The 15,143-nt window shown below is 41.9% G+C and carries 9 protein-coding genes; 1 reads left to right on the top strand and 8 read right to left on the bottom strand.

The features are described 5' to 3' along the window. Positions 1 to 11: 11 nt before the first annotated feature. Positions 12 to 2,042 (top strand): NACHT domain-containing protein, encoded by a 2,031-nt coding sequence (locus RMY00_RS26580; protein ID WP_322650413.1) that lies wholly within the window; start codon positions 12 to 14, stop codon positions 2,040 to 2,042. Between the two features lie 62 nt (positions 2,043 to 2,104). On the opposite strand, the gene RMY00_RS26575 is transcribed toward RMY00_RS26580, so the two are convergent. From RMY00_RS26575 to RMY00_RS26540, 8 genes are all read right to left on the bottom strand, one after another. Then, complete coding sequence (locus RMY00_RS26575) at positions 2,105 to 2,875, bottom strand: HIRAN domain-containing protein (protein WP_322650412.1); 771 nt, start codon at positions 2,873 to 2,875, stop codon at positions 2,105 to 2,107. Continuing rightward, positions 2,872 to 3,792: a HipA-like protein gene (locus RMY00_RS26570; protein WP_322650411.1), complete on the bottom strand. Its 921-nt coding sequence runs from the start codon at positions 3,790 to 3,792 to the stop codon at positions 2,872 to 2,874. Before RMY00_RS26570 ends, RMY00_RS26575 begins: the two co-directional genes overlap by 4 nt. Positions 3,793 to 3,892: 100 nt before the next feature. Next, positions 3,893 to 5,203, bottom strand: a complete 1,311-nt coding sequence (locus RMY00_RS26565; RefSeq protein WP_322650410.1) for a clostripain-related cysteine peptidase — start codon at positions 5,201 to 5,203, stop codon at positions 3,893 to 3,895. Between the two features lie 76 nt (positions 5,204 to 5,279). Next, positions 5,280 to 7,067: an Hsp70 family protein gene (locus RMY00_RS26560; protein WP_322650409.1), complete on the bottom strand. Its 1,788-nt coding sequence runs from the start codon at positions 7,065 to 7,067 to the stop codon at positions 5,280 to 5,282. Positions 7,068 to 7,096: 29 nt separating this feature from the next. Continuing rightward, positions 7,097 to 8,971 (bottom strand): LpqB family beta-propeller domain-containing protein, encoded by a 1,875-nt coding sequence (locus RMY00_RS26555; RefSeq protein WP_322650408.1) that lies wholly within the window; start codon positions 8,969 to 8,971, stop codon positions 7,097 to 7,099. Then, complete coding sequence (locus RMY00_RS26550; RefSeq protein ID WP_322650407.1) at positions 8,968 to 9,747, bottom strand: hypothetical protein; 780 nt, start codon at positions 9,745 to 9,747, stop codon at positions 8,968 to 8,970. The genes RMY00_RS26555 and RMY00_RS26550 overlap by 4 nt, the downstream gene beginning before the upstream one ends. After that, positions 9,747 to 10,934, bottom strand: coding sequence for a CHAT domain-containing protein (locus tag RMY00_RS26545; RefSeq protein WP_322650406.1), 1,188 nt, complete (start codon positions 10,932 to 10,934; stop codon positions 9,747 to 9,749). Before RMY00_RS26545 ends, RMY00_RS26550 begins: the two co-directional genes overlap by 1 nt. Further along, positions 10,931 to 15,040, bottom strand: coding sequence for a caspase family protein (locus tag RMY00_RS26540; protein WP_322650405.1), 4,110 nt, complete (start codon positions 15,038 to 15,040; stop codon positions 10,931 to 10,933). Before RMY00_RS26540 ends, RMY00_RS26545 begins: the two co-directional genes overlap by 4 nt. Positions 15,041 to 15,143 lie beyond the last annotated feature (103 nt).

Genomic DNA, 15,143 nt, shown 5'->3' with positions numbered 1-15,143 from the left:
GAGGTTATTTGATGCCTACCACAAACAAGGAGCGGGAAATACGAATCGCCCAAAGAAGGGTTGAAGGGTTTGCCCAGCAGTTTGGGGAAGCACACCGCAACTTGGCTCGTCACGCGGCGTTTCCTTTGGTACTTACACCCGATTTACTCTACCAAATTTGGGCAAACTTTGTCCCTGAAGCCTCTTGGACGGCGGTAGCTCATGTGTTGCTGTCGCGGTTGTGTCGGCAGGTGGGTTATGAGATGTATGAGATGGATATTCCTGACCGTAATTTGTTGTTGCGGGAATTGAAAGAGCAATTTGGACAGGAAAGATTTGATGATCTGGGGGAGTTTTTGCTGGATTATGTGGCGCAGCGACTGACTGATGATGACGCAGATACGAGGGATTTGCGGGAGGTGCAGGAGTGGACGGCGTTGGCATATACTAAACCGGATGAGGCGGCGCGGGAGTTAGCAGAGATTATCAGTTTAAGAGTAAAGCTGGAGGATGTGACGGAAGTTTTTCGTCTTACCCCATTGATAGAAACTTTTGCAGAACCATTGACAGAAGCAGGATATGAGCCGTTATTAGTTTATACACGTGGAATAGGTAACTTTTTTCATGGAAACCTGAAGACAGCGCAAACACAATTGAGTAAATTGAATATCAGCGATGGTCAAGTCAAATTTGCTGGAGTAAATTTAGAAATTCCAACACAAATTCTAGATTTGTCAAGATATCCTGCTCTACCAAAGAATGAAATAGCCCAGAATGTTCTAGGTAACGACAATACTATAGTTCAGGGTAATAACAACTTGATGGTAACTATTCAAGAGTTAATCCTTGGGCAGCAGACAACAAAACCAATAGGCAACCCTGCTCGACCAAAGAATGAACGGATACTACTAGCATCAGTCAAGGAAGAAGTTACAGCACGGTTAAAGCAATCTCTACACAATGCTGTGCTGATTAATTTGGGAAAACAGTCACAGCCGCAACAGGTGAAGCGACCTTGGGATGCTGAAATAAAAATTGGTTTAAAGCCTGCTGAACCTCTCCCAAATACCACAACAATTTTAAAAGTTTTTGACTCGGAAGAAATTGCAGGTAAACTATTAATTTTGGGTGCGCCAGGGTCGGGAAAGACAACCACACAATTAGAACTGGCTCAAGAATTAATTAAACGTGCGGAAGAACAGCCTGATTATCCTGTTCCCGTTTTATTTAACTTATCTTCTTGGAAAGATGACCGACAATCTATAACTAATTGGTTGTTGGCAGAACTTAAATCTAAATATGGTGTTTCAACTAAACTTGGTAAAGAATGGGTAGAGAATAAGCAATTACTACCATTACTTGATGGTTTAGATGAACTTGAACCGCAGCGTCAAGAAATTTGCGTCTATGCAATTAATCAGTTTTTAGCAAGCGAAAATAGAGCATTTTATCTAGTTGTATGTAGTCGAAGTGAAGAATATAGTAATTGCATTACCCAATTACAACTTAACGGTGCTATTTATTTACAGCCCTTAAGCAACAGTCAAATTCGTGATTATTTAGCCTCTGTAAATTATATAGAATTTTGGTCAACTATCAGTAATGACTTAGACTTACTAGATTTAGTTAAAACTCCTTTAATACTTAGCATTAGTGTTCTAGCATTTGGAGAACTATCTGCTCAAGAATGGCAGCATTTGAACTCTACATCAGACCGTCTTCAGTATTTACTAGATGCGTACATAACACGGGTGTTTACACGGAATATTCAAAGTAGAGTTTATACCAGGGATAATATACCAAGTTTAAAACAAACACGGATTTGGTTAATTTGTCTGGCAAGAACGCTTCAGGAACAAAGTCAAACGATATTCTCAAGCGAAGAAATACAGGCGCTAAGTAGGTTACAAAAGTATTGGCGTGGTGAGATGCCTTGGAACTATCGCCGTTTTTTAGACTATGCTACCGAGCGATTAATTTTGCAAAGAATCGGAAGGCAATATATGTTCATACATAAGTTATTACAAGACCATTTTGCCCAAATGTCACTACCTCAAGATTAAGTCTGATGTGATTTAGAGCATTTCCCATTAACCCTGTTTTCCTAAAATTAAGCAATTAAAATTCACGAAGACATAGCAGCACTCGCAATCTCTGCAATAAGCGGCTGATACTGAGAACTTGAGAAAGGGCGAAAATCATCTTGAGCATCGACACTCATTTTACACAGCAGGCGAAATTGAAGTGGAGTTAGAGGTTTATTGACACGCTCTACCCAAACCTCTAAGTTAGAATTTTGTCGAAGCAACTCAAAAATTTCTGCCAGCAAATATCGTGGACAATAACCGACGATATAATGGTCTTCAGTGTTTAAAATTAAAGCCTGAGAATCGTAGGGATTTTGAAATTCGTGAGCTAGCCATAACTTTTGCCCAAATTCAAGCTGATTAATCCGCTCAATCGCGCTGCTTGGCAGATGTCGCAGCCCATGCGAGAAAAAGTAAAGATGGTACTGTCCTTGTTCATCAACTTCTGGACAAGGAAAAACAGCGAGTGTATCTGTTTCTCGTTCGCCACCACTGCGGGCTAAAATTGTAATTGGGTCATTTTCATCATTCGGAATATTGAGCCATTCAATAAAACTTGAGTAATCGGGACGCGATCGCGACATTAACCGATTAGCAAACACTGGAAATAATTGAGTTGATGTATAGATTTCATCTAAGCGTGGAAAGGAAGACAAAGCTTTAAAAGCAGATTTCTCTTCAGCCTCTTTTACACCTTGGGTATAGACAAATTGATAGATACCTTGGTCAAATGTTAACCGACCAATGGGGAACCAAAAGCGACTAATAGGGTCTTGCCAAGCTAAAAATAATGTTTTCGTTGTCTTCAAGATAGTGTTTCCCTCAAGGTAAGTAGCCTGTGTTTGTTGATTTCCAGAATGGACTGAGCAAAATTACTCGCTTCGGGAGAGATGCGGGAGAGGTTAATACGATTAAAAATATCTAAAATATTGGCTTTGGAAATATTTTCAAGTCGCGCCAACCACACACAAGCTGCTTCGGGATAGCGATTAGCAACGAGTGAGAACACATCAAAAGTTTTAAGAGTCTTTCTATTATCAACACTGCCATAAAACGCTGAGAAACATTTGTTTGCATAAGCCTCAACTGAGCGTTTCTGTCTTTGAGAGTCAGAGAGGTCGCGTCCTAAACTTGAAGCATGGTCGTAAGTAGGTGCTAGGTGTTCCGTTTCTTCTGAAGTCGATGCTGTTTTCATTCGGACAATCCCCCAGTTTTCGTGGTGACGGTCTCCATTACCAATCCACGCATCTAGCAGAAGATAGCCAACAAACACATCTACTGCTGTTTGGATGCCAGAGGGCGGTGTCCAATCAATGGGTAAATTTACAGATTCGCCTGCGATCGCCCTCAGCACTACATCTATTGTATGTTGTGATATACCATAAGTCCCAAACGCAGGGTAGTTCGGCACAATTGAGGAAAGAAGCTCGTTACCATGAACAAGCGTCCCCCCTTGTGATAAAAAGTTGGGTGAGACTACACCGCGCGAGCCTTCCCAAGTTGAAGCCAATTCATAAACAGCATGGGGAAGTCCCAATAGGGAGCATAATTCTGATGCGACTTTTTCTGCCCAGTCTTCCCCCAGGTTTTCTCGGCTTTGCTTATAAAGACAACGACCAAGTTCTTCGTGGTCAAACCAAAACTTATATTTGCTACCTAAAGTTTCATTTGAGGATGCTTCATAAGCTTTTTGTGTAACAAGTAAGATTGGAAATTCCGAGGTCATAAATCGAAGATATCGCAGGCTAACACCTGGAAACAAAATAATACTACATTTTCCTATCTAACTGGGTCAAAATATTTTACTTTCACTTGATACGCAATCCTTAAACCAAATCATTAAGCCTCTGCAAAAACTCTCCCCACCCACAACTAGCAAAATCTGACCTCTCGTAAAACTGACAATAACCTCTCATTGGCGAATAAATCGACAGCCCCTTCACACGTTCAAATCTCACACCTGAAGTCATATTTGCTAAAATTAATTGCGGTTCAACTTTAACAATCATCAAATCCATTACTTCATCAATAATCTGGGTTAATTCATCACTATCCCCAGCATATTTATCCCATAAAACATTTAAAAAATCATACAAATCTACAAAGTCACTATCCTTAAAACGCACGGCTTTACGTTGAGCATGGTACAGCGCTTTCTCAGTATAAATATCTTCTTCTACCACCAATTGACGCAAAACATCTGCCAATCTTCCCAACGCCTCAGCTAGTTTTTCAACCACTCTCAAATTAGTTGCTGATTGAGTAATTTGAGTGACACTGCCCCGCGATTCTCCCTCGTAGTAGCGCCCGTACTCCTGTACAATTAACTTTGCCAATACTTCCGATGTCATTTCTGGATGGGCGGTTAAATTCTGCAAAATTGCTGTGTAGGGATAACCTGTTAGGGGTTCTACCTCTTGCGATGCAACCATATAATTAGCATTTGTTCGTAACTGGTAAGCCACTTCCACCATGCCCATTAAACAGGCATCCATGCCAATTAAGCTAACTTTTTTACCCGTAATCGCTTCTGCTTCCTGAAAAGCCTGCTGAAGTTTGGCATTATCCAGGAAATCTAAAGACGAATCATCAAAAGCGATCGCTCGTGAATCTTCATCATCTAGTTGCAGCACTTCTGTAATTGAGGAAAGGAAAAAAGCACGGGACAACCGCCGATTATTTCGGGTAAGCGATCGCACTTCATCCTGACTCGCCTGAATTTCCACACTACGCGATCGCGCAAAAGCATAGATGTCATCTTCTTTCCAACCAGTACCGTGATTCCACAAAATCACCGCGTAGTTTTCTGCGGGATAATTTTCAATTCCCCAAACAATAAAGTCTCGTAATGAGCGAGGATCGCCCGTATTCTGCTCTGGGATATTTTCAATTTGCCTGGGTTCTTCTGAAGGGCGAATATATATGCGGTATGTGTGTTCGCGGTCAGATAAAGTATCAAACTGCACCAAAACAGCCACATCTGGAGTAGACCCCACAGCTTCCATCTCTGCAATGTCTTGATAGCCTTGCGCCTCCATCGGAGCCATCAAGCGTTTACCTTGAAGTTTCTCGAAAACCTTACCGTTATCTCCGGCCATGTAGACCATCATAGTCCAGCGACGATTATTTTGAGTCATGTTTCAACATTCTGCATTTAGAGTTCTTCTTTTTATACAAATCTATCGCTGCGATTACCGCAAATTCCACAAACTATTAGTTGATGATTTTGCTTTTGAGTTCGGTAAGTAGTTCCTCTGCTTGGTTAACGTCGCGGCTATTAATAGCTGCTTTCAAGTTTTCTAAAGTTTCTAACAGTAGATTGTCAGATGTTTTATCTTGATTAATCACACGTTGCAGTCGGGTTATTTCTTCTTCTAACTGAAAAATTCGATTGGTAACAGCGTCTTCATTTTCATGCACTTTCGCTTCTTCAAGTTTCTGGTCTACCTCTTGTTGAGTCAAGCGATAAAAGCGGTCAAATGTCTTCTCTACAGGTTGTCCATCGGTGGTGATATCTTCTGCTAATACATGGAGAATACCATCATGGTCAACTTTGAACATACAATTAACCCGAACCTCCCCAGCCGGACGAGTAGTTGCTAGGTTGAGAACCACTTCACCGATAAATTCATTGTCCCCGGCAATTGGTCGTTCACCTTGATAAATGCGAAAGCGGATACTTTCTTGTCCGTCGCGCTGAGTAGTAAAAGCTTGGGAACCCTTGCGCCACTTGGTAACTGGTATCGGTTCATTGGCACAAATAATCGCATCCATCTTGCTGTTAGCTAACTCAATTCCCAAAGACAAGGGTGTTATGTCCCAGAGTTTCACCTCCTCCCGAAGATAACCACATAATCTTGCCCCCTGAACCGCCGCACCTCTGGCTACAGCTTCATCTGGATTTACAGAGTCGTTGATTGTCCAACCGTAGCGATCGCGCAGTGCTTCTTTGATAGCAGGTAATCTGGTTTGTCCACCAACTAATAACACTTGGTCAATATCCTTGGCTTGTAACTTTGCTTCTTTCAAAGTTGCATCGCAGATATCTAAGGTGCGGTTGATAAAAGGTTGCACAAGTTTTTCTAACTCAGTACGAGTTAATATTGCTTTTAGCCCCAAATACTGTTTTTCTACAGTAAAAAGATTTGGAATACTAATTTGATACTCTGTGGCTTGAGTCAGGGCAATTTTGGCAATTTCTGCTGTTTTTCTGAATTGGGAACGCAAGCTATTATCTTCTGCAATAGGTAAATCTACATCATGCTGCTGCTTGAACGCTTTCTTCATCCAACTCATAATTGCTAAATCTAAATCATCCCCACCTAAATGGGTATCGCCGCTAGTAGCCTTTACTCGAAACAAACCATGTTCAATTCTCAGAATTGAAATATCAAATGTACCACCACCCAAGTCATAAACCGCCACTGTTTGGGGTTCTGTACCCAAGCCAAACGCTAAAGCCGCAGCCGTTGGTTCATTAATTATTCGACGAACCCGTAACCCAGCTAATTCTCCAGCTTCTTTCGTAGCCTGACGCTGAGACTCGCTAAAATAAGCCGGAACAGTAATGACAGCTTGGGATATTGTTTTACCCAAAGTTGCTTCAGCATCTTTTTTCAGCTTACGCAGTACTTCGGCAGAAATCTGTGGAGGTGTAAAAATTTCTTCACCAACACGAACAGCAACTTTGCTCTGCTGCATTTCTGCAATAGTATAAGTAACTTGAGTTTGGTCGATGCGTACCCGTTCGTCACGAAAGGTACAGCCCATAAAGCGTTTTACGGAGTAGATGACTTGACTGGGGTGAGTGGTGATGAAACCCAAAGCTGATTTACCAACAATGGGTTGATTTGTTTGGCTATCGAACATCACAACAGAGGGAGTGAGGCGATCGCCTTCTGAGTTGGATAAAACTCTCGCTTGTCCTGTGTCTGGTTCCCAAATGGCGATCGCTGAATTGGTTGTCCCTAAATCAATCCCTAAAATATCTACCTCACTCACCGTCTACTCCCCTTTCAATTTTAGATTTTTTAATATGTGTAGCAACTTAAACCAGAAGGTGTACCTACCCATAATTTAGTCTCTTTATCTTTACCAGTGCTGATGGTAAGTGCTGTAACTCGATTTGCTCCTAAGCCACTATTGTGGATGTTAAATTCGTTGATTTTCCAGCTATTACCCTGACTTAGCAGACAAAATAGCCCCCTATCTGTCCCAACCCATAAACTGCTATTGTTCCTATCCCATACCAAGGCTGTTATGACTCGGTTTTCAAGCTCAGGTATTAGTTCCCAGTTGTCAACATTGCCTATGTATAACCCCTGACTTGTACCCACCCAAACCTGTTCTGACTCATCTCTATTAATTGCTAGTAGCGATCGCACATCTGCGCTACCTAAGTTACCAGTAATTGGAGTCAGTCCTTTTGTATCAGTTTTATATAACAACAATCCTGCCGAAGTACCTAGCCAAACATGGTCTGTGACAGCTTGGGCAATTGCTTGCAGCCATCCCCTCACAGGTAGTACTTTGTTAGAAATTACTTGTACCCAAGCTGAATTTTTGTACTGATAGAGACCATCTAACCCAATTGCCCAGTAGCGATCGCTTCCAGCAGTTAGGGTTAAAATTGGTTCAGAAATATTGGGCGCGGTTTGCAGTTCATTCTGCTGTTTTAAGCTATGTAAACCACTACTCCAACTCGCAACCCAAACAGTTTCTTGGTCTTGGCTGGTGATGATAGCGCGGATATCTTGACTGGCAAGTTGTCCATAGCGCCGCCAACTTTCGGTAAATAAGTCATATCGAAATAAACCTAGTGCCGTACCAATCCATAAAATAGAACGGTCTGCAAATTGCTGCACTGACAGTGCTTGCACTAAACTACTGAAAGTGGGTGGAGATTTTTCGCGGGAAGCTAACCCAATGACATCAGGGGGATTGTCCGTTAAGTGCAAAAGTATTTGTTTGTTCTCTCCGCGCAAGAGTCCATCATGAGTACCAATCCATACTTGATCGTCTCTACCTGCTAGCAAGCTGGTAATAGATGCATTAAATCGCTTTTCTGTCAAGGGTGTCCAACCAGTTTCTGTTGCTAAACCCACCTGTCCGCCACAGGCTGCCCAAACTCCTTGCGGATGGGGAGCTATGGCAGTAACTTCACCAGGATATGTAGTATCAATTTTGTGTAGTTTGTTCGTTGATAAGTCAATGCGTACCAGTCCGCGAAAAGTGCCTAACCACAGGTTTTCACCTTGACGAGCTAGCGTGAGAACATCTGGCTGCACGCTGTCGCTAGTACGCACCCAACTAGCATTTTTGTAATTATAAACGCCTTGAGCATTGCACAGCCAAATATCATTTTCGTCAACAATAGACATTGCTCTTGGAGGAAACCCAGCAGGAGGTAATTCGATAGCGGGTTTTCGGTCTGGAGTGTTGATAGCATAAATACCGCTAGCAGTTCCAGCCCAAAGTTTACCAGTAGAGTCCAAGGTCAAACAACTTACCTTTACCTCGCCCAGAATGTGGTAAGGTCGCCAAGTATCATTTTTTAGATAATAAATTCCAAATTGTTCGTGAGCAGCCCAAACTTGACTCGCACCATCTACGGCAACTGCTAACACTGAGTTACCTGGCAAACCATGTTCGCTGGTATATCTAACAAATCGATTTAATTCCAGCTTCCAGTGCAGTATCCCTCCCCCAGTCGCCAACCATAAATCTCCGTGCGTTGGGTCAAAAGTTAAAGAGCGCACATGGCGCTGACTTGCCAAGTTACTCCATTCTAAAAACGTTTTATCGCTAGGTTGTTCCTGTTGCGGTGCAGTATCAGCAACGGGGATAGGCAAATCTTCTCCCCCTACTGGCACAGGTAAATCAAGTTGGTAGTCTTTACTACTCATAATTTATTGGTGCTGGTAATACGCCCCCACTCCTCTTTTAATTTGTCTAACTCAGCTTGTAATTCATAATTCTGGTCTTGCTGCTGTTCGATACATTGATTGAGAAAATTATGCCAGTGTTCTTGACTTTTTTGCTGTTGCTGCCAAAGTCCATAACGTGAATCTTTATACAAACGTTCTGTTGCTTGCTTTAAATTTTGTAGCTGTCGGTTTAACGCTCCCTCCCAAATCTTCAGACGTTGGTATTGCTGTGTCAAGTTTTCTTGGGAGTTACGAGTTATCCAAACTACCCCCCAAGGTAATTCTTCTAAAACATCAGCTAAACTAGCGGTAGCGTCACTACATAAACCCTGGAGATTAGCGAGCAATTCTGCATCCTCAGCGTTGACATCAGGATCTAATAACCGAAAAATATGCTCCAGTAGCATATCTTTATCAATCGCTTCTTGGTCTTTGAGACTAAATTCTGTTGTCTGTTCTTCCTGGTAGAGAAAATTATCGGTTGCGACATCTTGCTGTTGCGTATCGTCTTCATCCTGGGTGAAACGTTGAATTTGGCTACGAAGAGAGGCAATTTCTGCTTGTAAGCGCATAGACTGGCGACGTAATGCACCAACAACAGCCTGAAATTCGTTGTAAGCTGCTGCGAGATTTGTTTCCAATGGTGCAATTGTTTCCCGTACAGTAGTAATTAAGAAGCGCAGTTGTTGCAGTTGCGTCAGTAACTTATCTAATTCTGCTTGGGTAATTGCTGAGGTAGATGGGTAGTTTGTCATCAGGCGACACCTACTGTAGCCAGAGGTTGAGTTAGTCGATAGTAAGACGGACTATAAAGACCATAAGCCAGACCTAAAGGATTATTGTACTCTTCTATAAAATATCTGCGGGTAGCTTGTAGGGCTTCCCCAATTGTCATTTGTTTATCTATAAAAAATGTATAAAATTGTTGAGCAAACGCCGCAGCAAAACGGTCGGGAACAGGACAAGCGGTTGCAATTACTGCCTCCGCACCACGTTTAATAAACATTTGGGGTAAGTTAAAAGTTTTGCGTAAGGCATCAGTTCCACCTGCTGACTGACAGGCATTTAGAAAAACTAATGGTTGGCACTGAAATCGTTTATCTTCTTTTACCAAAATAAAAGATATAGCCCCTAATTTAATCACTAAAGGTTCGCCTTCTTCTCCTTCATCCTTTAACAGAGAAAATAACAGCGTATCTACATCTAGTTCTTCTGATAGACAGTGACAAGCAAAGTGCAAAATATTATGGTTAGCTTCTATAAAATAATCTAGTAGGTTTTCTCCATTTTCAATTTTTGTTAATTTACCTACTGCTGAAAGCAGAGAACAACGGCTATTTTGCAAGGTGCGAATCAATTTTTGAATTAGTAGCCATTCATTTTGATGAGCTTCTCGCAGTCGATGATGCAGACAAAACATCATATCTAATGGTGTGGTTCTGTCTGCCAAAAAGCGAGAGATATCTTTTTCGGGAGTGAGAATTCGAGCCGGGGTGTAGCGCAGTCCCCAAAACATTTCTGGATTAGCTTCTTGATAATTATCCCCTGCATATAGTACTTCCCAAGGAAAAAGTACCCGCTCAGATATAAACGTAGGTGCTGGGGTTTCGCTGCCCATCATTTTACAACGACCTTCGATAATTTGACGGGACCCTTCCTCTTCAAAAAATCTGCGGTAAGCTGCTAAACCCCACTTTGCCAGTTCTCTCATTTCTTGCTGGCAAGTTTCTGCATCTAATTTGATACTTTTGGCTTGATTAATTGCTCTTTCTAGTCTCCAAAAAGACTCTAAAACATTATTTGTAAACTTTAGAAGTTCTTCATCACTGGCAGTTATATTAAACTTTTGCCAACCAATATTATAATAATTTTCTTTAGGGATTACAATTGGTAAAAAAGATGCCATCGTTTGATGGCGAATAGCGCTACTAATACCGCTCATTCTTCTCTCCCGTTTTCTATATTGAGAGAGAAATTTAGGCTATGAATTGGTCGCATCCCATCTGCAAAGTACACCTGAACTAAAGCTGAGGTATCAGTAATTTCATTTGGTACAACTAGGGTAAACCAGCCTAAATAATCACCTTTAGCAGTGAGTGTCATCGTGACAGGTAAATCTGGAATCACTTGCAGACCATAGGTTACGATGTGTACTTGTAGATTTTCAAAGACGAGATTTTCTGCTACTTCGATGACTCTATCTTCATGCCACACAGGGGGATTTCTTCGCAGAGTAACACGAAAACGAGCGATCGCACCAGGGGATAAGGGGTCATCAATTTCCCGTCCTATAGGTTCGACAATAGCATAGCCATCACCAGGAACGGGACGGTAAGGACGCGCCATTGGGTCGCCAAACAGAACGTAGGCTAGCCAGTCGAGGGAATCAGGTGCAGATGCACGGGCTAACTGACGGCTAGTATAAAACGCTTCACCCAAGGAAGCACCAGCCCACAGACGGTTGTAAAAGCAGCTTATAAAGGCAGCTTCTACTGCTGGTTCTACAGCCCAGAGTGAACCTGTAAAGCCGCTACATCCAGCGCGGATAAAGGCGGATGCCCATGTGTTTTCTAATGCCGTCAATTCTGATATATCGGTTTTCACGTAACTCAAGGTTACAAATGGGCGATTGCGCCGCAGGTTTAGTTTGGCGGGACGCATTTGGAGTTCTATGTCTTCTGTGTCGTTGATATTATCTAAGGTTACGGGAGCGTTACGAAGGTTGACTGCATCTGAGGACTGACTGTAGCGAATTAAATGCAGACCCCGCATAGCTTCAGTGGAATCATGCAATACACCTGCTGGTAAAGGCTGCGGTAGAGGTGCGCCGGGGGCTTCGAGGAGGGTAGCCCACAGTTCTGGTTGTTCGACATTGGCGTAGTGGGCGACGTTAACTGTACCTACAGGAAACTCGTAGGGTCTGGTGTCGTTTAATTCTTGTAGCCATCGGCCAATGATGAAGCGTTCCGCGAAAAATCTTTGACCATCATATAATAATTCCCAAGGTATCCAGGCTTCTTGGTCGGCGAGAATTAAAAGTGTAAAAGTAGAATTTTGGGGTATTAAACTGCGAAAGTCGCTTTGTAGTTCTGTGGGGAAGAGATGCTGAAGTAGGTATTGACCAAGGGAAATTAAACGAGATTTTCCCTCGGTGGGTAAACTACCAGATATGTTTTCGAGTGTAGTTGCTAACGATCCATGCACCTGTTCTATCCAACTGCTAGAAAATGAGTCTGATGTATAAATGTTATTATCGGGAAAGACTGAGGGAAAGCGGAAGCTTTTTAATTGATATTGGAATTTGCAGGTGGAGTTGTTTTCGTTCCAGATTGTTTGGATGCGGAGGATAAAATCTGGTTGCGGAACAGGACGGGGTTGGGCAGTAATGCGTTGAGGGGTGAAGGAGACTTCATCAATGTTGGCGACTTGAATTTGGGTTTCTAGTTTTGTCTCGAAGGTATCGCCTCGGTAGATTTCGGCGGTGATGGTGGCGGAACCTGGGCGGAGGGCGGTGAGTCGGAAGTGGGCGGTTTGGATTTCTTGGGCAGTGTCAGGATCTAGAGGTAGGCTGGCGGTGTTGTCGCCGTTGAGTTGTAAACCTGGGGCGTTGAGGATGATGTTTAGTTCGTTGTCAACAGCAGTTTCATATATAATTTTTATAACATGGGTATTTTGATGGTCGGATAAATTAGAATTTAAACTGATAGTAATTTCTAAATCTGTACCTACCGACACTAACATCGGTGCAGTAGATATTGCTACATAATATGTTAAGTTATAGTCTGAAAATTTATTTTTTGTAAAAAGTGATTCAAATGTTTGATTACTCTCTAATAAAGGGATAGGTTCTCCAGTCTCAATGTAGGTACTTAGTTGATCAAGTATTTGAACTCTTTGAGCGTTAATCAAGTTATATTTTGATTGCTGCTCTGGCATAGCTTGGATTAGTTTATGGATTTCCTCTAATCTTTCCTCTAATCTACTAAACTCAGATGAAACTTGATTATTAACTGGTTTTAAATCATTTATATTAATATCTTTATTGACAGGTTGAGGACGATAGCTAGATATAAAAGACTTTAAATAGTCTAATCCGGGAAATACCGAATTTTCCATAATCACTACAGGGGGAAGTAATGAAATTGGATTGTTATGAGTATGGATTTGCTGAGATTTAATATCAATTACCCAAGAAACAAAGACAGCACTTCTTTCCGAGTGGGAGATTTTTGTTTGCTTTTTAATAAACTCTATTAAAGAATGAGGACATTCATCTTCAAACACCAAACCTAAAAGACCATTTGGCATTCTAGGGCCAGGTTTTAAACCAAAATCATAAGATACGATTTGCGTAATGTTGAAAAACTTATCACCTAGATCCACAATCTGCTTTTCGGTGAAGCCATCAGCTTTGGTAAAAGCCACTAAATCTACTGATAGAGGAGTTTCCTTCAAGCCTATAAAGTTAAACTGTGCAAACTCTTCGTTTCGAGATAAGTCATAAACTTGTTTGTCACTAATCAAACGGGTTCGCAGTTCAGAAATAAAACTAATTTGCTTAGATATTCTAGTTTTATCCGTTGAAACTAAATTTTGGTCTTCTTTTCGTGTCAGTTCTTCTTTAATCTGTTGCTGTAAATTATCAATGCGTTGCTGTAAATCTATACCTACTTGAGATCGCACACACTCTAACAATGCCCAAATCGCTTGTTTTCCTGGAGCTACTTCACCATAATCTACAAGCTTGCAAACTATATCTGGGATAAAACTTGCCACAGCACCACCCCAACTAATTTGTTGCAACACAGGTGCATTAGTACCCAAAGCCAAAACTAAAAAGGGACGACGGTGTTTCTCTTCTTCCAAAAAAGGTCGCAGCAGTTTCACCAGTTCATTGATAGTGTTAGCATCTAAGGATTGATTTTTTGAACGCGGTTTAGCCCTTCCTTGAATCAGCTTAATTACTTCGCCGTGGTTGCTAATCAGTGGAGATTGGGGAATTTTCGTGGTTTCGTCGTACTCTTGTAATTTCTGTTCAACCGCGACTGTCAGCCTCAGGTTTGTGATCCATTCAAACTCTGGAACTAGATGGGGGTTAAGTCCTGCCAGAAGCGCCCCTGTAAGAACACCATGTTTACCATCTAACTGCTGATAGCCGACTTCATAATCGCGGGATGCAGCAATCAAAAAGCGATCGCACTTCAAACTTTTCCCTCCCAGTTCGGTATCGTTGAAGTTGAGCAATTCTCCTGCAAAACAGCAATCAAGCCAGATAATCTGCTGTTTTACTTGGCTTTGCTGCAATATATCCCATAAATCTCGTAGCGATAAACCCCATAAGTTTTTGTTAGGGCTAGCATCACTAGTTGCTAAAAAACCTTGCGTTAAACTTTGTCTTAATTGCTTTCGCAGTCCATGTCCAGCGAAAAATAACAACGCCGTCTCTGGAGGCTTCGCACTTTCTGGGATAAATAAATCGAGGATTGCTGCTTCTAATTCTTCTGTCTTAACTACTTTATCTGGGTCAACCTGCAATTTCCCATCTATAATGCTGGCTGGAAAGCGCTTGACTCGGAAGTTACCGTGGGTTTCTAAAAGTTGGGCGATCGCTTCTGCATCAGCAGATGGGGTAGTCAAGTGCTTGGCTTTACTTGTCAGTGTATCTTTTAAAAAAGGATATTGATTGATACCAACTACTAAAGCGTCCCGTCCTCTAAATGGGTATAGAGGATATCTCTTAAATAGAGCAGCGATAAACTCTTGTTCCTCATAGCTAACCAACGGCTCAATATAATTGAGGAAAACACCCAAAGCTTCTCTTCTATAAGCTACCTGTCCAAACTGGGACAAAAAACGCACCACTTCCACAGCAACAGCCATCGGCGAGCCATCTAAATCTAGTCGAGCTAAAATTACATTAGCTTGGGGTACACCTTCTAGTACACCTGCGACTAAATGACGACGCGCACTCACATTAGCAAAGCCAGGTGAATTTTGGACTATGCGGGTGAGGCGTTGAAAGTCAGTTGTTGAAAGCTGAATGCTCAATTGTCAATACTCCTAAGCAAGAAGGTTGCTATATTTAGGCAATCGACCAGCAAAATTATTGGCATCGTAATTACTGCTGAAGCAGTTCTTTCAACGGGTTGCT

The organism is Nostoc sp. ChiVER01 (genome assembly GCF_034531155.1).
In the GTDB taxonomy this organism is placed as follows: Bacteria; Cyanobacteriota; Cyanobacteriia; order Cyanobacteriales; family Nostocaceae; genus Nostoc.
This window is presented reverse-complemented; position numbering and strand designations above follow the sequence as displayed.